Genomic DNA, 21036 nt, shown 5'->3' on the forward strand with positions numbered 1-21036 from the left:
GGGCAGGGATGCAGGACTGGTTGACCATGACGGCATGTGATCTGGGGCGCGGCATCGGCATGGGTCGGATCGACCCGGTGGACCTGACCGAGACCTATCTGGCCGCCATCGACGCCCATCCGCACCGCGACCGCATCTATGCCCGCGTGACACATGACCGCGCGCGAGCCGAGGCTAAGGCCGCGCAGGAACGGGCGGGCTTGGGCCTGCGCCGATCTCTGCTGGATGGCGTGCCGATCAGTTGGAAGGACCTGTTCGACACAGCGGGCACCGCGACCGAGGCCGGATCGGCCCTGTTGAAAGGCCGCGTGCCGGACGCCGATGCGGTTGTTCTGTGCAATGCCACTGCCATGGGGTCGGTTTGTCTTGGCAAAACCCATATGAGCGAGCTGGCCTTTTCCGGCCTTGGCCTGAACCCGATCACCGACACGCCGCCTTGCATCGACAATGAGGATGCGGTGCCCGGCGGGTCATCTTCGGGCGCGGGGGCGTCGGTGGCCTGGGGGCTGGCGGCGGGCGGCATCGGCTCAGACACGGGCGGATCGGTGCGCATTCCGGCGGCGTGGAACAATCTGGTGGGGCTGAAAACCACCGCCGGACGTGTCAGTCTTGAGGGGACGGTGCCGTTGTGCCTGCGGTTTGACACTGTTGGCCCGCTGGCCCGCTCGGTCGAGGACGCCGCACATCTGCTGGCCTTGCTAGAGGGCGGCACGCCTGCCGATCTGCGCGGCGTCAGCCTGAAAGGCCGCCGTTTTGCCGAATTGCGGACCGTTGCGCAGGACGATCTGCGCGACGCACCGCGACAGGCGTTTGAAGACTCGCTGGCCCGATTGCGCGACGCCGGGGCCGAGATCGTGCCGCTGGAAGTTCCTGAACTGACCGACACGATGGGCCTGTCCGGGGTCCTCTATACGACCGAAGCCTACGGGCTGTGGCGCGATGTGATCGAGGCCAACCCGGACGCGATGTATCCCGAGATTCTCGAACGATTCCGTGCGGGCAAGACCGTCTCGGGCCCCGATTACGTCGCAGCTTGGTCCAGGTTAAAGGCCAGCCGGGCCGCCTGGGATGCGGCCACGTCGGGCTTTGACGCGGTTCTGGCCCCGACGGCCCCCATCCTGCCGCCGAATTTGAACCGGCTGATGACCGACCATGATTATTACATCGCCGAAAACCTGCTGGCCCTGCGCAATACACGGATCGGCAACCTGATGGGGCTGGCGGCGCTGACATTGCCCACCGGAACGCCCGGCTGCGGGTTGATGATGATGGGCTATCCGGGGTCCGAAGAGGCGCTGCTGCGGCTTGGAACAGCCGCCGAGGCCGCATTGGCCTGAATGCCACAATCCCCTGATTCGACGTCTCTTTGGCTGGACGAAGCGGGGTGTGATCTGTAACCTGCCAGAAAACGGGGCGGTATGATCCCGATATTGAGGCAGTAGATATGAAGTTCCCCGAGCGGTTTTCGAACCTACCGGAATACGCATTTCCGCGTCTGCGCACCCTGTTGGACCACCACCAGCCGGGCGGTGACGTGATTCACATGACCATTGGCGCGCCGATGCACGATTTCCCGGCCTGGGTGACCGATGTCATCACCGAGAATGCGGCAGGGTTTCAGGGCTACCCGCCCAATGAAGGCTCACCCGAACTGCGGGGTGCCATCACCGACTGGATCGCGCGCCGCTACGGTGTGACGATGGACCCGGACACTAACGTGATGGCCCTGAATGGCACGCGCGAGGGGCTGTACAACGCCGCGATGGCACTGCTGCCGGAACAGAAGAACGGGAAAAACCCGGTCGTTCTGTGCCCGAACCCGTTTTATCAGGTCTATATGGTCGCCTCGATCTCGGTCCGGGCCGAGCCGGTTTTTGTGCCGGCCACAGCCGCGACCGGCCATCTGCCGGACTACGCAAGCCTGCCCGAGGACGTTCTGAACCGCACTGTTGCGGCCTATATCTGCTCGCCCGCCAACCCGCAGGGGGCCGTTGCCTCGCGCGCCTATTGGGCCGAATTGATCGGGCTGGCCGAGAAATACGATTTCCGTATTTTCGCTGACGAATGCTACTCCGAGATTTATCGCGACGAGGCTCCGGTTGGCGCCCTTACCGTTGCGCAGGAACTGGGTGCTAATCCCGAACGGGTTACGCTGTTCAACTCACTGTCGAAACGGTCCAATCTGGCGGGCCTGCGATCGGGTCTGATTGCCGGTGGGCCCGAGACGATCAAACAGGTCAAACAGCTGCGCAATTATGCGGGTGCACCGCTGCCGCTGCCGTTGCAGGCCGCTGCGGCCCGTGTCTGGGCTGATGAAGAACACGTCGCCGAGAACCGCGCGCTGTATCAGGAGAAATACGCGATTGCCGATGAGGCTTTCGCGGGTCTTCAGGGCTATATGTCGCCCGAGGCCGGGTTTTTCCTGTGGCTGCCGGTCGAAAACGGCGAAGAGACCGCATTGAAGCTGTGGCAGCAGACCGGAGTCCGCGTGCTGCCGGGCGCATATCTTTCCCAAGGCGACCCGGGGCAAAACCCGGGCGAGCAATTTATCCGGGCCGCTTTGGTGGCTCCAAAAAATGAGATGCAGCAGGGGCTGATCAAGCTGCGTGACTGCATCTATTCGTGAGGTACGAGGGCAAAATGGCATCATTGAACGCGCGCAACCGTGATCCATTACTGGACAGCACCACTCAGGCCGCGATTGAGCGGCGCAGCAAGGAACTGATCGGGATCGCCCTGATCCTTCTGGGGTTGGCCGCTGCCGCGATGATCTGGTCTTACACGCCGGAGGACCCGAATTGGATGGTGTCAACAGATGCGCCGGTGCAGAACTGGATGGGCCGGATTGGCGCGTCCATTGCCGCGCCCTTGTTCATGATCGTTGGCTGGGGCAGCTGGAGCATTGCCATGGTTCTGATCGGCTGGGGCGTGCGCTTTGCCGGTCACTTTGGTGAAGATCGTGCCATTTCCCGCCTGATCTTTGCGCCGATCTGGATTGCCGTTGTCTCGGTCTATGCTGCCACCTTGGTGCCCGATGAGGCATGGCGCGCGACCCATAGCTTTGGTCTGGGTGGCCTGTTTGGTGATACCGTCATGGGGGCATTGCTGACCCTGTTGCCGATTTCCTCGCATTTCATGGTCAAACTGATGTCGCTGGCGATGGCTGTCGGCATGCTGGCGCTGGGCGTGTTTGTTCTGGGCTTCACCCGGGCCGATGTGCGCAAGGGGTTCCGTGCCTTCCTGCTGGGACTTGTGATGTCCTATGATATGCTGATGAACCTGCTGGGCCGGGGGGCGTCGGCCACGGCTCAGGTGGCACGTGACCGTCGTGCGCAATGGGAAGACCGCAAGGCCGCGCGGGTCGAGCCTGCGTTCGACGACGATCTGGCCTATGCCGACCCGATGTTTGAAGAGTTCGAGGTTGAGGAGGAAGAACCCGCCAAGCCCGGCCTTCTGGCCCGGATGCCCAGCCTGATCCGCCGTCCTGAACCGATGCCTGAGCCCGAGTTGATTGACCGTGAACCGGTTGCAGATTTCGACGAAATGCCGGGCGAAGACCGCATTCGCTCGAAAATCTCAGCCGCCGTGCGCAATCGCAAGGTCGCGGCGGGTGAAATGGCGCCCGCGCATGATCCGAACCTGCCCTTGACCAAGGGCCGTGGCCGTGGACCGGACCCGCTGATCCTGAACCCCCGAGGAACAGAAGAGCTGCCGCCCGAACCGCCGGTGACGTCGGCCGGTCTGCCGCCCGAACCGATGCTGACCGCAGATTCTGAACCGGAATGGCAACAAGAGCCCCTGCATCAGGATTTCGCGCCGGAACAGGAGTTCGAAGAAGAGGCTGTGTTCGAGGATGACCCGATGCCTGAACCCGCGCCGCAAGCGCGCCCTGCGATGAAAATTCCGGTGGCCGAACCGCGCAAGCCGGTGGTTGCACAGCCCGTGCGCCGTACCCCCCCGCCATCGCGTCGGGCGCAGGCCGAAGCACAGCCGGCGTTGTCCTTCGAGGACAAACATGCGGATTTCGAACTGCCCCCGCTGGGTCTGTTGTCGAACCCCGCCGCGATTCAGCGTCATCACCTCAGCGATGAAGCGCTGGAAGAAAACGCGCGGATGTTGGAGAACGTATTGGATGACTACGGCGTCAAAGGTGAGATCGTCAGCGTCCGCCCCGGCCCGGTGGTTACCATGTATGAACTGGAGCCCGCGCCCGGTCTGAAAGCAAGCCGCGTGATCGGTCTGGCTGACGATATTGCACGGTCGATGTCGGCGCTGTCTGCGCGGGTGTCGACCCTGCCGGGCCGCTCGGTCATCGGGATCGAACTGCCCAATGAAAACCGCGAGATGGTGGTGCTGCGCGAAATTCTGGCCAGCCGTGATTTTGGCGACGGCAATCACGCGCTGCCGCTGGCACTGGGTAAGGATATCGGCGGCGAATCTGTCGTGGCGAACCTTGCGAAGATGCCTCACCTGCTGATCGCTGGGACCACGGGCTCGGGTAAATCGGTGGCAATCAACACGATGATTCTGTCGCTGTTGTACAAGCTGACGCCGGACGAATGCCGCCTGATCATGATCGACCCCAAGATGCTGGAATTGTCCGTTTATGATGGCATCCCGCATCTGCTCTCGCCCGTTGTGACCGACCCGAAAAAGGCTGTTGTCGCCCTGAAATGGGTCGTGGGCGAGATGGAGGATCGTTATCGCAAGATGTCCAAAATGGGCGTGCGCAACATTGCCGGTTACAATGGCCGCGTAAAAGACGCTCTGGCCAAGGGCGAGATGTTCAGCCGCACGGTCCAAACCGGCTTTGACGATGAAACCGGCGAACCAATGTTCGAGACGGAAGAATTCGCGCCCGAAGCGATGCCCTATATCGTCGTCATCGTTGATGAGATGGCCGACCTGATGATGGTCGCGGGCAAAGAGATCGAAGCCTGCATCCAACGTCTGGCACAGATGGCGCGGGCCTCGGGCATTCACCTGATCATGGCGACGCAGCGCCCCTCGGTCGATGTCATCACCGGTACGATCAAGGCGAACTTCCCCACGCGGATCTCGTTCCAGGTGACGTCGAAAGTCGACAGCCGCACCATTCTGGGCGAAATGGGGGCTGAGCAACTGCTGGGGCAGGGCGATATGCTGTATATGGCCGGCGGAGCCAAGATCACCCGTTGCCACGGGCCCTTTGTTTCGGACGAAGAGGTTGAGGAAATCGTCAACCACCTGAAACAGTTCGGCCCGCCCGACTACATGAGCGGCGTGGTCGATGGCCCTGCCGAGGAAAAGGCAGACAATATCGACGCCGTTCTGGGCCTGAATACCGGCGGCAACACGAACGGAGAGGATGCCTTGTACGATCAGGCGGTGGCGATTGTGATCAAAGATCGCAAATGCTCGACCTCATACATCCAGCGGAAACTTGCCATCGGCTACAACAAAGCCGCGCGGCTGGTTGAGCAGATGGAGGACGAAGGCGTTGTTTCGGCGGCAAATCACGTCGGTAAGCGGGAAATCCTCGTCCCCGAGCAATAGGATATTTAATAACAAGGGCGGAACGCCTATCTGTGAGCCATGAAACAGATTGCTTTTGCCCTTGCCCTGACCCTGGCCGCCCCGGCGGCCTGGGCGGCTGATAAACTGCCCTTGTCGCAGATTTCCAACTATCTGAACGATTTGAAAACCGTTCAGACGACGTTCACTCAGGTCAATGATGATGGCACGCTCAGCACGGGTAAGCTGTGGATGCAGCGGCCCGGCAAGATGCGGTTCGAATATGATCCGCCTAGCAGCGCTGTGGTTCTGGCCAATACGGGCACCGTGCAGATCTTTGACCCGAAATCAAACCAACCGCCCGAGCAATACCCGTTGCGGCGCACACCCCTGTCACTGGTGCTGGCGCGGAATGTGAATCTGGGGCAGGCGAATATGGTAGTGGGCCATACGTTCGACGGAACGGCCACGGTTGTGACTGCTCAGGACCCCAAGAACCCCGAATCCGGCCGGATTGAGCTGATGTTCACCGATAATCCGATTGAGCTGCGCAAATGGGTGATCCATGACAACGCGGGGACCCAAACAACCGTGTTGCTGGGGCAGTTGGATACAGATGCCGACCTGAGCCGCGATTTGTTCTCAAAAGCAAAAAGAACCGGGTCAGCCAACCGCTGACCCGTATCCCGTTTTAATAGCGGCAGCCTGACAGCTGCGCCTGATACAGCTTGGCCCGTGCATCCACGTCATTGGCGACGTTCAGCAGCCATGTCTTGCTGTAGTGGCTGCCGCGGGCATAGCCGGTATGGCCTTCGTGATAGGCCAAATACTGGTTGCGCGTGTCGCTGGGGTGGATGCCGTTACGCTCATAGCTTTTGTTCATGTACCAGCCGATGAAATCCGACGCATCGCGGATGCGGTCGCGTTTGGCGCGGCGCTTGCCGGTTTCGCGCTGGTATTCCTCCCATGTGCCGTCCAGCGCCTGACTAAAGCCATAGGCGCTGCTTTGACGGCCCATCGGGATCACGCCCAGAACATATTGATGCGGCGTGCGCGCGTCATGCTTATAGCGGCTTTCCTGATAGATCGTCGCCATCTGAACGTGAACGGGAACACCCCATTTCCGTTCCGTGCTTTTGAACGCCTTGATGAATTCGGGCCGCTCGCGCGCAATACTGCACGCGTCATTCAGCTTGCTGGGTGGCTGTTTCGAGCCACCCCCACAGGATGCCAAAAGCAGCACCCCGAAGAGTACGAAAAGAATTCTGCTCATGTGCCTCATGCCTTTTTCTTTTATTCTAGCGCAGATTGAGCTTTTTGGAAATCACAATCGTTACAAAACAATAGCTAGAATTAAGGGCAATGCGCCCACAGACAGGATGGTTGAGATCATGACCATCCCCGCAACCGCATCCGCATCCGCGTTGAACCGCGCCGCCAGCAGGTAGGATGTCACCGCGACCGGGGTGCACATCTGCAGAACCATCACCCCAAATCCGACCGTATCCAGACGGAACAGAACCGCCAAAACCCAGCCCAGCACAAAACACACAATCAGCTTGAGCACAGACAGCCAGATCGCCTGTCCGATCTTTTGCGTGGTCAGCCGGGCAATCGCGACCCCCACCGTGATCAGCATCATCGGAATGGCCATCTGGCCCAAAAGCTCAAGCGTGTTGGTCAGGAAAACCGGGGTCTGCCAGCCACGCCACAGGAACAGGGCCCCCAGCAACGTGGCCCAGACCATAGGCTCGCGCACCGCTTTGCCAAACCCGCCTTTGCCCGCCACGACATAAAGCCCGTAGGTGAAAGACAGCAGCGCGGTGACCGCCAGGAAAATGACCGCATAGCCCAACCCCGCCTGACCAAAGGCGAAAATGCACAGGGGCAGGCCCAGATTGCCGGAGTTGCCGAATACCAGAGGCGACAGATAGGTCCTGCGATCCAGACCGCGCAGGCGCACGAATACCTCGAACACGAGGGCCAGCCCGACATGCCCGGCAATGGCAGCCAGCGTAAAGCGCGTCAGCTCTCCGGCCGGGATTTCGGTCTGCATAAGGGCCACAAAGATCAGGCTCGGCACTGCCAGCGTGACGCCCAGACGGGTCACAAACTCCAACCGATATTCGAAGCCCAGCTTGACCCAGGCAAAGCCTACCGCCGCCAAAAGAAAGACCGGAGCGGCGATTTCGAACACTGTCAGCAGAAGGTTCACAGACTGTTTCCCTTAATTTCAGATCAATGATTGGCATTTTTTCCCGGAACGAGGTAGTAAGACCTTTGGGGGCATAAACAATGCTGAAGACACATGCCAAGTACGGGTTGGGCCAGGTTGTCCGCCACAAAAAACATCCCTTCCGAGGGGTGATTTTTGACGTGGATCCAGAGTTTTCGAACACCGAAGAATGGTATCAGGCCATCCCCGAAGACAGCCGCCCGATCAAGGATCAGCCGTTTTATCACCTGCTGGCCGAGAACGACCAATCCTTCTATGTGGCTTATGTTTCTGAACAAAACCTGATTGAAGACCAGTCGGGTGAGCCGGTTGAGCATCCCGACATCCCCGACATGTTTGGCCCGTTCGAAAACGGTGCTTACCCGCTGCACTTCCATTTGAACTGATGGCTCAGTAGCCAAGCGCACACCCGTCTTTTCGCGGATCGCTTGCGCCTTTCAACACACCGGTGTCGCAGATTCGAATGGCTTGCGCGCCACCCAGCGGTGTTTCCGGAACATCGACGTTGTGCCCCATTTCCGACAATTGTTGGGCGACCTTAGGCGAAATTCCGCGTTCCAGCTTGAGAACACCCTTGTCGGCAAAGGCGCGCGGGGCATCGATGCTGGCTTGCAGCCCCAACCCGTGATCCGTCATGTTCGACAGGAACCGCGCGTGGCCGGTTGGCTGATAGGCCCCGCCCATCACGCCAAAGGGCATCAAGACCTTGCCATCTTGTTTCAGCGCGCCGGGAATAATCGTGTGCATGGGGCGCTTGCCGCCGCCCAGTTCGTTGGGATGGCCCGCCTGCAGGGTAAAGCCCGCCCCCCGGTTTTGCAGCAGAATGCCATATTTCTCTGATGCGATACCCGAGCCAAAGCTGTGAAAGATCGAATAGATCAGCGAGACCGCCATCCTGTCCCGATCCACCACGGTGATGTAAACTGTGTCTTTGTGGATGGCCTCGGTCAGCGGGGCTGCTGCTGGCATCGCGCGTCTTGGGTCGATCAGAGCGGCCAGCTTATCTGCCACATCCTGATCCAAAAACCGATCCGCATGCGTTGTGTGATCCGGGTCGGCGATGAACCGGTTGCGCGCATCATAGGCGAGTTTCGAGGCTTCGGCCTCAAGATGCAGCCGTTCCGCACCAAACGGGTCCATGCCGGACAGGTCGAAATTCTTGAGTATATTCAACAGCAAAATCGCCGTTGCACCCTGGCCGTTGGGCGGATGTTCAACCAGCTCTATCCCGTTATACATCCCGCTGACGGACTGAGTGTCCGTGCAGGCAGTGGTCAGAAAATCATCTGCCGTGTGGGTGCCGCCAAGTTTGGTGAGGGTCGAGATCATGTCCTCGGCAATCTCGCCCGAATAAAAGGCGTCGCGCCCGTTTCGGGCGATCTGGCGCAGAACTTCGGCCTGACCGGGTGCGCGGAACACCTGACCCAGTTCTGGCGGTTGGTCGTCGAACAGGTAATGCGCCCGTGCCGCGCCTTGCAGGGCCTCAGCCCCGGATCGCCAATCCTGCGCGACCCTCTGGGCAACCGGGACGCCTGTGTCGGCATAGTGAATGGCAGGCTGAAGAATGGCGTCCAGCCCCAGCTTGCCCTCGGTCTCGGCCAGATGGCAGAACGCATCGACAGCCCCCGGAACAGTCACCGCATCGGGCGAATTCAGCGGAACCGAGGCCAGACCTTGCGCGCGCAACCGTTCAGCATCCGCCGCGGCGGGCGCACGGCCCGAACCGTTCAGCGCGCGGATTTCATCCTCGCCCGCCCGGTTGTAGAGGACAAAGCAATCGCCGCCCAAACCGGTCATCTGCGGCTCGCAAATTCCCAGCAGAACGGCCCCGGCAATGGCGGCGTCCATCGCGTTGCCACCTTGCTGCAGGATATCCACCGCCACTTTCGCGGCCAGAGGGTGCGACGTGGCGCACATCCCCTCGGTTGCCAGAACTTCGGACCGGCCCGGAGTGTGAAAATCCCGCATGGTGTACTTCCCCGATTTGAACGCGCCGAAGGTACCGCGCGGTCGGAACTTGTCCAGTAAAATCAGTGGGAAGATCCTCGGCGCCGTTCACTGGGTGGGGGCTGTGACACATGGCGCCGAGGGAAGCTATCTGAGCTACAGGTACAGTTTTGTCCCTTGTTTGCGGCGCCACAATGGTTCGATCTGGGCCTTATTGTGACGTTTTTGCGCCGTCAGGCCGGTTCGGGAAAGTCAAACCGCAGCGACAGGCGATTGCAGCCGTTGCTGCGTTCATACCGGATATCATTGGTCAATTCGTGGATCAGGAACCAGCCGAACCCGCCCTCTGGCAACTCATCCACGCAAGACCCAAGCGGCGCTGGAACGCCATCGGGCACCCGAAATCCTGGCAACGGATTGCCTGTGTCCGAAATCAGAATATCCAGCCAGTCCCGGTGCAGATGACACCGCACCTGCACCTTTGCCGGGGTCACATCCGCATAGGCGTGTTCGACAACATTGTTGATCGCCTCGGCCAGCGCGATCTTTACATCTGCGGCCTTGTGCATTGGCAAACCTTTGGCGGCAAGGCACCGGCTGAGCTGCGCAATGCCGCTACTGGCTTCGGCCTCGGTTGCCGCAAAAGTCAGATTTACACACTTGCCGTCACACATAGGGGGTGGCCTGCTCAGAAGATCGGAAAATCAATCAGCGGTGGCCGAAAGGGCGTCATCCAATGTCGGGAACAGCTTAAAGACCGTATCCATGCGGGTCAGCCGAAAGACCTTTTCGACAAAGGGATGCAGGCCTGCCAAATCCAGCCTGCGGTCATTGCCAAGCTGCTTCATCGAGGCAACGATGGCCCCCAAACCGCTGGAATCAATAAACTCGACACTGCTGAGATCCAGAACCACACGCTTTATGCGACCGTCGGCCTGATTTCGCATATCTTCCTTGAACTGAATGGCCATAGCGGCATCAATGCGGTCAGAATGGACCTTGATGATCTGAGTGTCGTCGGTCGTAGTACTTGTCAGGGCCATTCGCGACGGTCCTTTGATCTGAAATTCACTGGTAGAAATACGCTAGACGGCAAATCTTACCATTCGGTATCCATCGATACTGAAAAAGAGGAGGAACATCGTGATGAAACAGGTCGTAATCGCGGGTGCCGCACGCACTCCTATGGGTGGGTTTCAGGGTATGTTCGACGGAGTTCCGGCGGCGGAACTTGGCGGAACCGCCATCCGCGCTGCGTTAACGGGCGCTGGCACCGCGACGGTCGATGAGGTTCTGATGGGCTGTGTTCTGCCCGCAGGGCAGGGGCAAGCGCCCGCACGGCAGGCCGGTTTCGCGGCGGGTCTGGGCGAAGAGGTGCCGGCAACGACGCTCAACAAGATGTGCGGATCGGGGATGAAAGCCGCGATGATGGCCTTTGACCACATCGCGCTCGGCCATGCCGATACGATGGTCGCAGGCGGGATGGAGAGTATGACCAACGCCCCGTACCTTCTGCCGAAAATGCGTGGCGGCGCGCGGATCGGGCACGGTCAGGTGGTTGATCACATGTTCCTGGACGGGCTCGAGGACGCCTATGACAAAGGCCGGTTGATGGGTACATTCGCCGAGGACTGCGCCGAAGCCTATCAGTTCACTCGCGAGGCGCAGGATGAATACGCGCTGCAATCGCTGTCGAACGCCCTGACCGCGCAGGAAAGCGGTGCCTTTGCAGATGAGATAACATCTGTGACCACCCGCACCCGCAAGGGCGAGGTCACCTGCGCACAAGACGAACAACCCCAATCCGCACGCCCCGACAAGATCCCGACTCTGAAACCGGCCTTTCGCAAGGACGGAACCGTGACAGCCGCCAATTCCTCATCCATCTCGGATGGTGCGGCGGCCCTTGTGCTGGCCTCAGCGGACGCGGCCGAGGCGCAGGGCCTGACCGTCCGCGCCCGGATCGTCGGCCACGCCAGCCACGCGCAGGCACCGGGCCTTTTCACCACCGCGCCTGTTCCCGCAGCTCAAAAGCTCCTCTCTGCCATCGGTTGGTCCAAAGACGATGTGGACCTGTGGGAGGTGAACGAGGCTTTCGCCGTCGTCCCCATGGCCTTCATGCAGGAAATGGGCCTGCCGCGTGACAAGGTGAACGTCAACGGCGGCGCCTGCGCGCTGGGCCACCCAATCGGTGCCTCAGGTGCCCGGATCATGGTCACATTGCTCAACGCGTTGGAGAAACGAAACCTCAACCGTGGCATTGCGGCCATCTGCATCGGCGGCGGCGAAGGTACAGCCATCGCCATAGAACGCGTTTGACCCTTCTTCTTGTTTCAAATACGGCGGGGGTGAATTGAGCCATCGGCTCAAGAGGGGGCGGCGCCCCCTTGCCCCGTCGCAAAAAGGCACCACCATGACCACAGACTTCGCCACGCTTGCAAAAACCATAACTTCAATCACCGAAGGTGAAACGGACCAGATCGCACTGATGGCCACGATCGCCTGTGAGGTGCACCACGCCGATGACCGCTTCAACTGGACCGGCTTTTACCGCGTGACCGAGCCCAATCTGCTGAAGATCGGGCCCTATCAGGGTGGGCATGGCTGTCTGGTCATTCCCTTTGAACGCGGCGTCTGCGGCGCAGCGGCCCGGACCGGAGAAGTGCAGCTTGTTCCCGATGTGGACGCTTTTCCGGGCCATATCGCCTGCGCGTCCTCAACGCGTTCCGAGCTGGTGCTGCCGGTGCGGGATACATTGGGCACTGTGATTGCGGTGTTTGATATCGACAGTGATCAGCCCGACGCTTTTACGGAAACGGACGCGGCAGCACTCACCACGATTCTGAACAGCGTCTTTGCCAGATGAACTCGACCGAGCGCGCCCGGTCGACACTCTTTTCAGAACAAGAGATCAGGCGCCAAGCACCTTGGCTTTCTGTGCGGCAAATTCCTCATCCGTCAGATGGCCTTTGTCCTTGAGCGCGGCCAATCGCTCAAGCTCGTCTGCGGCAGATACGCTGGCAACGGACCGGATGTAGTCCTTTTGTGCCTCTTCGATCTGGGTCATGGTTTCAACGCTATGCTGGTGCATCTTGTCGCCGCGAATGATCAGGTAGCACAAGACGCCAAGCCATGGGATCAGGATCACAAAGGCGATCCAAACAGCCTTGCCGCCACCGCTCAGGTCTTTTGAGCGAAAGACATCGGCCACCACCGAAATCATCACCCAGAACCAGGCGACCATCAGGAACAGCCAGAAGATCGACCAGACGATATCGAAGAACCCAAGTCCGTTTTCCATTGTTTACATCCTTTGAATGCTAATGAGGAACGACACCTCTCAATAGTGCCCGTTTGTAACAGGCGTCGAGCTTTTTGGTTAGAGTGTTGTTACAAGTATCAATTTCATGGATAGCTCTTGGTTGTACTTGCGATGAATTGAGGGCGGAAAAATGCTGGGTTCAGATGGGCTATTCATCAACCGTGTGTATGATGCCCCGATCAGAAGAATTGCCGTTATGGGTGAACGATCTTCGGGCACAAACGTTAGTAAATTTGTGCTTGAACGCGCATTTCGCTTGGAAAAAGATGGAAAGCTTGGCTGGAAACACGGCTTTGTTCAGGGTTCTGGAATTGCTAAGGACACTTTGGTCGTTGTTTCTGTACGCGCGCCATATGACTGGGTCATCAGTATGTTCGACAAACCATGGCATTGTACCGAAACGATGCGAAATCTTGAGTTTCCTGGGTTTATTCGCGCCCCGTGGGATACCGTTGTGGATCGGCCCAAGGCATATTTTGGACTGCCGCGAAAAGAGTACGCAAGCGTGCCGTTGTTGCAGGACCGTGATCCTATGACCGGTAGACGATTTAGTAACCTAATGCAGATGCGGACTGCAAAGCTGAGACATTGGACGGGATTGCGCCATGACCTTTGCAATTTGGTTGTTTGGCGTTTCGAGTCGTTCAAAAAGACTCCGGAAGATATTATTCGAGCCGTTTCCAGAAGTTTTGATCTGGACGTCGACAAAGTTGAATGGCCTGTGCGGGCCTTGGGAAGTATGCGGCCTGATTTGCGCCAGGGTAAAATTCAAAAAGTAGAAGCCCAAGACATGCGTTTCATCAATTCTCAACTCGACCCGGCTTTGGAGAAAAGTCTTGGCTACCAACTACAAGAGCCTGGCGGTCAGTCATTTTGATCGTCACGGAATAGGCTAGTTTTCTCGCCTTAGATTACCGGTTCGGCCAGCCCCTCCAAAAAGGCATACTTTGGTGACCCGCGTGAAAAAACGCTTGGAAATTTCACCGACTCGGGTCATCGTGAAAAAAGACCGTCAATTTTCACGCACCCGGAGATGTCAGTGAACACCCAAGCCCCGAACCGAGCGACCCTTGGTGCCGATATCCGGGCCTTGCGCAAGGCGCGTGGGTTGACCTTGACCGAGATCGCAGAGCGGCTGAACCGGTCGGTCGGCTGGCTCAGCCAGGTTGAGCGGGACATGTCTGACCCCTCGATTTCCGATCTGCGGCAGATCGCGACATGTCTGGGTGTTCCGATGTCGATGCTGTTCGCCCATTCCGCGGCACCCGCAGATGAGCAGGGATACGTGGTGCGCGCAGGCTCACGCCGCCCGATGGGGTCGGGTGAGGAAGGGTTGATCGAAGAATTGCTCTCGCCCGATCTGACCGATGATTTTGAGATGGTGCATTCCACCTTTGAGCCTCGTTCCAAGATGCAAACCCCGGCCCACCGTCCGACGCAAGAGGTCGGCTATATGGTCTCGGGCCGATTGGACCTGATCATCGGAGGGCGGCAATTCTCGGTCGGGCCGGGTGACAGTTTCCGCATCAAACATGAACCCTATCAATGGGCGAACCCTTTTGATGAGCCCGCCGTGGCCATCTGGGTCATCGCCCCGCCGGTGTATTGAATGAGCTTTGAGGCATGGACCATATTCGCCCTGTTCTGGGTGGTGTTCGTCACCACGCCGGGGCCGAATGCGGTCAATTGCATCTCAAACGGGATGAGCCTGCCCTTTCCCAAAGCCATGCTGGGCGTGCTGGCGATCTTGACGCAGGCCAGTGCGTTTCTGATCCTGTCGGCGCTGGGCATCACGGCGCTGATTGCGGCTTCGCCCATGGGATTTTTCATTGCGAAACTGATCGGTGCCGGGTTCCTGATCTGGATGGGTATCCGCGGCTGGATCAACGCCAGCAAGCCCGCACCCGCGTCCGAGCGGCCCGCGCGCCACGTCTATCTGCACGCGCTGGCTGTAGCCACGATCAACCCCAAAAGCGTGGCCGGGTATCTGGCGGCGTTTTCACAATTCGTGCAGCCCGACGTGCCGGTCTGGCAGCAGATGGGGGTGATCATGCCCACTGCGCTGGTCATCACGACGCTCAGCTATACCGGGTTCACCCTGCTGGGCGCGCTGATGGGCAAAGCCGCGCTGGGCGCGGTGTTCAACATCTGGGTCCGCCGCATGATGGCGACCTGTTTCATCATCTACGGCGTGTTGCTGGGCACCAGCACATCGCCCACAGCAAGGGGGTAAAGACATGCACACCGGTTCCTGCCTCTGCGGCAAGGTTGCCTTCACCATTGACGGAGACCTCAGCCCGCCCAATGCCTGCCATTGCGGCCAATGCCGCAGGCAATCGGGACATCTTTGGGCCTCATGCGAGACGCATCAGGACAACCTCAGATTTACCTCGGACGAGACGCTGGGATGGTACCACGCCTCGGACATCGCCAAGCGCGGCTTTTGCAGCGCCTGCGGCTCGTTCCTGTTCTGGCAGCACAATGACGAGGACACGATTGCAGTTTCGGTGGGATCGTTGGACGAACCCACCGGGCTGAAACTCGCCCAGCACATCTTTGTGGCGGACAAGGGCGACTACTACGACATCACAGACGACCTGCCCAAGCGGGCACATTAATAGGGAAGCAAGACCATGAGTGATTTTCCAACCAAGGCCCGTGTGGTCATCATCGGCGGCGGCGTTGTCGGCTGTTCGTCGCTTTATCATCTGGCCAAAAAGGGCTGGACCGACTGCGTTCTGCTGGAAAAGAACGAACTGACCGCCGGCTCCACCTGGCACGCCGCGGGCAACGTGCCGACCTTTTCGACCTCTTGGGCGATCATGAACATGCAGCGCTATTCGACCGAGCTGTATGCGCGCCTTGCGGATGAGGTCGATTACCCGATGAACTACCACGTTTCGGGCTCGATCCGTCTGGCGCACAGCAAAGAGCGGATGCAGGAGTTCGAGCGCGCCCTGTCCATGGGCCGCTACCAAGGCATCCCGATGGAGATGTGGACGCCCGAACAGGCGAAAGAGCGGTATCCGTTCCTTGAAACCCATGACCTAGAAGGCGTGCTGTACGACCCGACCGATGGCGATATCGACCCGGCCCAGCTGACGCAAGCCTTTGCCAAAGGCGCGCGGGATTTGGGCCAGAAGATTATCCGCTTCTGCCCGGCGACCAATGTGACCCAGCATGACGATGGCACCTGGACCGTGCACACAGATCAGGGCGACATTGCCTGCGACTACGTGGTCAACGCCGCAGGTTACTATGCGCAGCGCGTGGGTGAGATGTTCAAGCCATACGGTGGTCGCACCGTGCCCGCGATGGTGATGAGCCATCAGTATTTGCTGACCGACGAAGTGCCCGAGGTTGAGGCGTGGTCGAAAGAAAACGGTGGCAAGCTGCCCCTACTGCGCGACGTGGATATTTCGTACTATCTGCGGCAGGAAAAGAATGGCTTCAACCTTGGTCCCTATGAGCCCAACTGCAAGGGCCACTGGATGACCGAAGATGACCCGATGCCCGAGGATTTCAGCTTCCAACTGTGGAACGACGATCTGGACCGGATCGAGGATATCATGATGGACGCGATGGAGCGGGTGCCGCTGATGGCAACTTCGGGTGTGGGTCGTGTCATCAACGGCCCGATCCCGTACGCGCCGGATGGTCTGCCGCTGATCGGCCCGATGCCCGGCGTGGCAAACGCGTTTGAGGCGCACAGCTTTACCTTCGGCATCGCGCAAGGTGGTGGTGCGGGTAAAGTGCTGGCCGAATGGATCGTCGATGGCGCGACCGAGTGGGACATGTGGGCCGTCGATCCGCGTCGCTACACCGACTACACCGATCAGGATTACTGCAACCAGAAGGGCATGGAGGTCTATGGTAACGAATACGCCATGCACTTCCCGCATCACGAATGGCCTGCGGCGCGGGATAAGAAGGTTTCGCCTGTTCACGCCAAGATCAAGGAACTGGGCGGTGTCATGGGCGCCTATAACGGCTGGGAGCGCGCCAACTGGTTCGCCAAGCCGGGCGACGACACCTCGCTTGAGGCCACGCACACATGGGGTCGGTCAGGCCCGTGGGAGCAGCGGATCAAGGAAGAATGCGAGGCGGTGCGCGATCATTGCGGCGTGCTGGACCTGCCGGGCTTCTCGCGCTTCATGGTCAAGGGCGACGGCGCGGCTGAGGCGCTGCGTGGTCTGGTTACGGGTGGTCTGCCCAAAGTGGGTCGGATCAATCTGGTCTATATCTCGGACGACCGGGGCCGCATCCTGACCGAAATGTCCTGCCTGCGTCTGGGCGAGGATGAGTTCGTCATGATCACCGCCGCCACTGCGCAATGGCATGACCGCGACATTCTGGTGAATGCGATGCCCTCGGGCGTCAGTGTCGAGGATGTCACCACCACCCGCGATACGCTGATCGTAACCGGCCCGAAATCGCGTGAGATCCTGTCGGGCCTGACCGATGCAGATCTGTCGCTGGGCTGGCTGACCCATCAGTCGGCCACCGTGGCGGGGCAGCCTGCTCATCTGATCCGCGTCTCCTTTGCCGGTGAGCTTGGATGGGAGGTTCACGCCCTGAACGACCACATGCCTGCGATCTATGACGCGATCCTCGGTGCGGGTGCCACACCGTTTGGCATGTATGCGCTGAACTCGCTGCGGATCGAGAAAGGCTACCGCGCGTGGAAGGGTGATCTGTCCACCGATTACTCGCTGCTGGAAGGCGGGCTGGGGCGGTTTGTCAAACTGGACAAACCGCAGGACTTCCCCGGCAAGGCCGCGATCCTGAACGAAAAGCAGCAGGGCGTGAAGAAGTCGTTCGTGACCCTGACGGTCGAGGCCGGTGACTGCGACGCGCCCTACATGTCCTGCATCTGGCAAGGCGATCAGATCGTGGGTGAGACGACGTCCGGAGCATGGGGTTATCGCGTCGGCAAATCCATCGCGCTGGGCATGGTCAAGGCCGAACTCGCCAACCCCGGCACCACGTTGGAGGTTGAAATCTACGGTCAGAAATACCCTGCCGTGGTGCAAGAAGATCAGCCCCTCTGGGATCCGGCCAACGACCGGCTGCGGGCCTGATCCATGACTGCTCCGCGCGTCATGCAAGGCGTCTACCTGACCCGTCACGGCGGGCCAGAGGCGCTGGAGTGGCGCGCGGATATTCCCGTGCCGCACCCCGGACCCGGCCAGGTTCTGGTTCGGGTCGCGGCAGCCGGGGTGAACAACACTGACATCAACACGCGCGTCGGTTGGTATTCGTCGGATGTGACCGGTGCGACCGACGCGGTGGATCAGGATGTAGAGGCCGGAGGCTGGGGTGGCGCGCTGCACTTCCCCCGCATTCAGGGCGGCGATCTGTGTGGCGTTGTCGAACAGGCCGCACCGGATACCGGGTTCCGCCCCGGTCAGCGCGTGACCTGCCCGATCAACCTGCCACGTCCGCGCCCCGGCAACCCGACCGGGTTTATTGCGCTGGGGTCGGAAATCGACGGGGCCTTTGCGCAGTATTGTCTGGTTGAAGCGTCTGATCTGTATGATGTCTCAGCCTCACCCTTGTCGGATATTGAGATTGCCGCCATTCCCTGCGCCTTTGGTACGGCTGAGAACCTGCTGACCCGGGCCGGTGTGACTTCAGGGCAAAAGGTGCTGATCACCGGTGCCTCGGGCGGAGTCGGCTTGGCAGCGGTACAACTGGCCGCGTTGCGCGGGGCCACGGTGTGGGGTGTGACCAGCCCCGCCAAGGCCGATGTGGTCAAAGGGCAGGGCGCGGTCGATATCTTTGCGCGCGATGCGACACTGCCTGCGGACATGTTTGACGTGGTGATTGATGTGGTGGGCGGACCCGCATGGCCCGGCCTGATCCTCGCCCTGAAACCGGGCGGTCATTATGCGGTGTCCGGCGCGATCGCCGGGCCGATGGTCCAGGCTGATCTGCGTGACATCTATCTGCGCGACATCACCATTCACGGCTGCACCCATCAGGCCTTTGACGTGTTTGGACGTCTGGTCGAGATGATCAATGCCGGTCGGATCAAGCCATTGATCTCAAAAACTTATCCGTTAAGGGATATCGCCACGGCGCAGCAGGATTTCCAATCCAAAGCCTATCCGGGCAAACTTGTCCTGATTCCGTGAAAGGGCTGGGAAAATGGCACAAATCACTCTACTGGATGGCTCTGTCGGGCAAGAGCTGGTCAAGCGCAGCGGTGAAAAGCCGACCCCTTTGTGGTCGACCCGGGTAATGATCGACCACCCCGAACTGGTCGGGGATGTGCATGCCGATTACTTCCTTCGCGGTGCGACCGTCGCCACCACGAATACCTACGCCGTTCACCGCTCGCGCCTTGTGCGCGAAGGGTTGGATGATCAGCTGGCCGCGCTGATCGATGCTGCGTTGACACAGGCTGAACAGGCGCGCGCGAAAACAGGCGGGCGGATCGCGGGGGCATTGGGGCCCTTACTGGCCAGCTACCGCCCGGACCTGAACCCCGACGTGACCGAGGCAGCCGAAAAATTCGGCGAACTGGCCGCCCTGATGGCCGGTCGGGTCGATCTGTTTCTGATCGAAACCGTCTCATCCGTGCAAGAGGCCGAAGGGGTCCTGCGCGGTGTGGCAGATCTGGGCAAACCCGTCTGGCTGGCGCTGTCGGTCATGGATGCGGATGGAACATATCTGCGCTCGGGCGAGCCCTTGTCAGAGATCGCGCCTTTGGTTGCCCAATTCGCGCCCGAGGCCGTGCTGATCAATTGCTCGCGCCCCGAGGCGATTCCGGCTGCGTTAAAGGTCATTGCCACACTGGGTCGGCCGTTTGGGGCCTATGCGAACGGTTTCACTGGGATCACCCAGCAGTTTCTCGAAGACGCGCCCACAGTCGATGCGTTGGAGCAACGGCAGGATTTGGGGCCTGATGCCTATGCCGATCATGCGATGGCCTGGGTCGAACAGGGCGCCAGCATTGTCGGCGGCTGTTGCGAGGTTGGCCCCGATCACATCGAAACCCTTGCCAAACGGCTGCGCGCCGCCGGGCATGAGATCGTCTAGGGAACCGCTGATGCCCAAGGCTGCGCCCTCATCCCCCCGGACCGATCAGCACCATTTCGATATTCTGGTCGCGCCGGGCTTTGTGCTGCTGGAGCTGGCGTCGCTGGTCGAGGTGCTGCGCCTGGCAAACCGGGTGTGCCCGGCCCCTCCGTTTACCTTTACCTACAGATCGCTCAGGGGTGGGCCGATTGCCAGCAGCAGCGACGCGGTGGTGCAGACCGAGCCCGTTTCAGCGCAGCCCCGGGCCGACTACCTGTTCGTGGTTGGCAATTCCGACCCGGACCACCCTGACCTGTCCCTTGGGCGCGTTGTCTCGGGCTACACATATCGCGGGGCGCAGGTGTTTCTGCTGGCCGAGGCCGCCAGCCGTTACATCAAAGAACAGGGCAAGGACAATATGGCGACCCATTGGGAGAACGCCTCGTTCCTGCGCGAGCGCGGTGCCCGGTTCGAGGCCAAGCTGTCTATCGCCACCGAACAGGGCGCCGTCGTCACCTGCGCCGGGATGGAGGCGACAACGGATGTGGCACTGGCCGTGATCGGGCGGCATATCTCGGGGCCGGCCAAAATGACGGTGGCAGACATCATGCTGCATGAAAACATCCGCGATTTTTCATCGATGCAGCCTTTTTCGGGCACGCGCCTGACGGCCACCGGGGATGCCAAGCTGGATCAGTGTATCAAGCTGATGCAGGCCAATATCGAAGACCCTCTGCCTATCAACCAGATTGTCGACGAATTGCACCTGTCCAACCGATCGCTCGAACGTAAGTTCAAAACGTTCTTTGGCACCACCCCCAACGGGTTTTATCGCGAAATGCGGCTGGCCAAGGCCAATAACCTGCTGCTGAACACCACCATGAGTGTGCGCGAGATCGGCCTGGCCTGCGGCTTTCCGAACGGGTTTTCCTCGGTCTACAAAAGCTTTTTTGGTGTGACGCCCTTTGTTTTGCGGCGCGAGAAACGGGCGGCTGCACATCGGTGATTTTCGCCA

At 60.0% G+C, this 21036-nt stretch carries 21 protein-coding genes; 15 read left to right on the forward strand and 6 right to left on the reverse strand.

Features of this window, described 5'->3' with window-relative positions:
- Nucleotides 1–8: 8 nt before the first annotated feature.
- The 4 genes from ACR0J5_RS12320 to ACR0J5_RS12335 all read left to right on the forward strand — a co-directional run bounded on the left by ACR0J5_RS12320 (nt 9) and on the right by ACR0J5_RS12335 (nt 6171).
- Nucleotides 9–1337 (forward strand): amidase, encoded by a 1329-nt coding sequence (locus ACR0J5_RS12320; protein WP_480653733.1) that lies wholly within the window; start codon nt 9–11, stop codon nt 1335–1337.
- 107 nt (nt 1338–1444) lie between these two features.
- Nucleotides 1445–2626, forward strand: a complete 1182-nt coding sequence (locus tag ACR0J5_RS12325; protein ID WP_480653735.1) for an aminotransferase class I/II-fold pyridoxal phosphate-dependent enzyme — start codon at nt 1445–1447, stop codon at nt 2624–2626.
- A 14-nt stretch (nt 2627–2640) separates the two neighbouring features.
- Nucleotides 2641–5535: a DNA translocase FtsK gene (locus ACR0J5_RS12330; RefSeq protein ID WP_480653736.1), complete on the forward strand. Its 2895-nt coding sequence runs from the start codon at nt 2641–2643 to the stop codon at nt 5533–5535.
- A 39-nt stretch (nt 5536–5574) separates the two neighbouring features.
- Nucleotides 5575–6171: a LolA family protein gene (locus ACR0J5_RS12335; RefSeq protein WP_480653738.1), complete on the forward strand. Its 597-nt coding sequence runs from the start codon at nt 5575–5577 to the stop codon at nt 6169–6171.
- A 13-nt stretch (nt 6172–6184) separates the two neighbouring features.
- Here ACR0J5_RS12335 and ACR0J5_RS12340 read toward each other — a convergent pair whose 3' ends face one another.
- The gene (locus ACR0J5_RS12340; RefSeq protein WP_480653740.1) at nt 6185–6766 is read right to left on the reverse strand and encodes a transglycosylase SLT domain-containing protein; all 582 of its coding nucleotides are present in this window, start codon (nt 6764–6766) and stop codon (nt 6185–6187) included.
- Between the two features lie 60 nt (nt 6767–6826).
- Nucleotides 6827–7708, reverse strand: coding sequence for an AEC family transporter (locus ACR0J5_RS12345; protein WP_480653741.1), 882 nt, complete (start codon nt 7706–7708; stop codon nt 6827–6829).
- An 80-nt stretch (nt 7709–7788) separates the two neighbouring features.
- On the opposite strand from ACR0J5_RS12345, the gene hspQ reads away from it, so the two are divergent.
- Nucleotides 7789–8115, forward strand: a complete 327-nt coding sequence (hspQ, locus tag ACR0J5_RS12350; protein ID WP_480653743.1) for a heat shock protein HspQ — start codon at nt 7789–7791, stop codon at nt 8113–8115.
- Nucleotides 8116–8119: 4 nt separating this feature from the next.
- Here the strand turns inward: hspQ and ACR0J5_RS12355 are convergent, their stop codons facing one another.
- From ACR0J5_RS12355 to ACR0J5_RS12365, 3 genes are all read right to left on the reverse strand, one after another.
- A complete protein-coding gene (locus tag ACR0J5_RS12355; protein WP_480653744.1) occupies nt 8120–9697 on the reverse strand; it encodes a gamma-glutamyltransferase family protein in 1578 nt (525 codons plus the stop codon).
- A gap of 212 nt (nt 9698–9909) precedes the next feature.
- Nucleotides 9910–10350: an ATP-binding protein gene (locus ACR0J5_RS12360; RefSeq protein ID WP_480653746.1), complete on the reverse strand. Its 441-nt coding sequence runs from the start codon at nt 10348–10350 to the stop codon at nt 9910–9912.
- 30 nt (nt 10351–10380) lie between these two features.
- On the reverse strand, nt 10381–10719 hold the full coding sequence (locus ACR0J5_RS12365) for an STAS domain-containing protein (RefSeq protein ID WP_480653748.1): 339 nt from the start codon (nt 10717–10719) through the stop codon (nt 10381–10383).
- Between the two features lie 103 nt (nt 10720–10822).
- On the opposite strand from ACR0J5_RS12365, the gene ACR0J5_RS12370 reads away from it, so the two are divergent.
- Nucleotides 10823–11995: a thiolase family protein gene (locus ACR0J5_RS12370; protein WP_480653750.1), complete on the forward strand. Its 1173-nt coding sequence runs from the start codon at nt 10823–10825 to the stop codon at nt 11993–11995.
- A gap of 94 nt (nt 11996–12089) precedes the next feature.
- A complete protein-coding gene (locus ACR0J5_RS12375; protein ID WP_480653752.1) occupies nt 12090–12542 on the forward strand; it encodes a GAF domain-containing protein in 453 nt (150 codons plus the stop codon).
- Nucleotides 12543–12587: 45 nt separating this feature from the next.
- Here ACR0J5_RS12375 and ACR0J5_RS12380 read toward each other — a convergent pair whose 3' ends face one another.
- A complete protein-coding gene (locus ACR0J5_RS12380) occupies nt 12588–12977 on the reverse strand; it encodes an SHOCT domain-containing protein (protein WP_480653754.1) in 390 nt (129 codons plus the stop codon).
- 151 nt (nt 12978–13128) lie between these two features.
- Between ACR0J5_RS12380 and ACR0J5_RS12385 the strand changes: the two genes are divergently transcribed.
- From ACR0J5_RS12385 to ACR0J5_RS12420, 8 genes are all read left to right on the forward strand, one after another.
- Entirely contained in the window at nt 13129–13875 is a 747-nt protein-coding gene (locus ACR0J5_RS12385; RefSeq protein WP_480653756.1) for a hypothetical protein, read from the forward strand.
- 156 nt (nt 13876–14031) lie between these two features.
- A complete protein-coding gene (locus tag ACR0J5_RS12390; RefSeq protein WP_480653758.1) occupies nt 14032–14607 on the forward strand; it encodes a helix-turn-helix domain-containing protein in 576 nt (191 codons plus the stop codon).
- Nucleotides 14608–15231: a LysE family translocator gene (locus ACR0J5_RS12395; RefSeq protein WP_480653760.1), complete on the forward strand. Its 624-nt coding sequence runs from the start codon at nt 14608–14610 to the stop codon at nt 15229–15231. It abuts the gene before it with no gap.
- A 4-nt stretch (nt 15232–15235) separates the two neighbouring features.
- On the forward strand, nt 15236–15616 hold the full coding sequence (locus tag ACR0J5_RS12400; RefSeq protein WP_480653762.1) for a GFA family protein: 381 nt from the start codon (nt 15236–15238) through the stop codon (nt 15614–15616).
- A 15-nt stretch (nt 15617–15631) separates the two neighbouring features.
- A complete protein-coding gene (locus ACR0J5_RS12405; RefSeq protein WP_480653764.1) occupies nt 15632–18079 on the forward strand; it encodes a GcvT family protein in 2448 nt (815 codons plus the stop codon).
- A gap of 3 nt (nt 18080–18082) precedes the next feature.
- Nucleotides 18083–19135 (forward strand): zinc-binding dehydrogenase, encoded by a 1053-nt coding sequence (locus ACR0J5_RS12410; RefSeq protein WP_480653765.1) that lies wholly within the window; start codon nt 18083–18085, stop codon nt 19133–19135.
- Nucleotides 19136–19148: 13 nt separating this feature from the next.
- Nucleotides 19149–20042, forward strand: coding sequence for a homocysteine S-methyltransferase family protein (locus tag ACR0J5_RS12415; RefSeq protein ID WP_480653767.1), 894 nt, complete (start codon nt 19149–19151; stop codon nt 20040–20042).
- A 10-nt stretch (nt 20043–20052) separates the two neighbouring features.
- Nucleotides 20053–21027 (forward strand): GlxA family transcriptional regulator, encoded by a 975-nt coding sequence (locus ACR0J5_RS12420; RefSeq protein ID WP_480653769.1) that lies wholly within the window; start codon nt 20053–20055, stop codon nt 21025–21027.
- Nucleotides 21028–21036: the final 9 nt, after the last annotated feature.

Source organism: Ruegeria sp. BE1 (assembly GCF_056538885.1).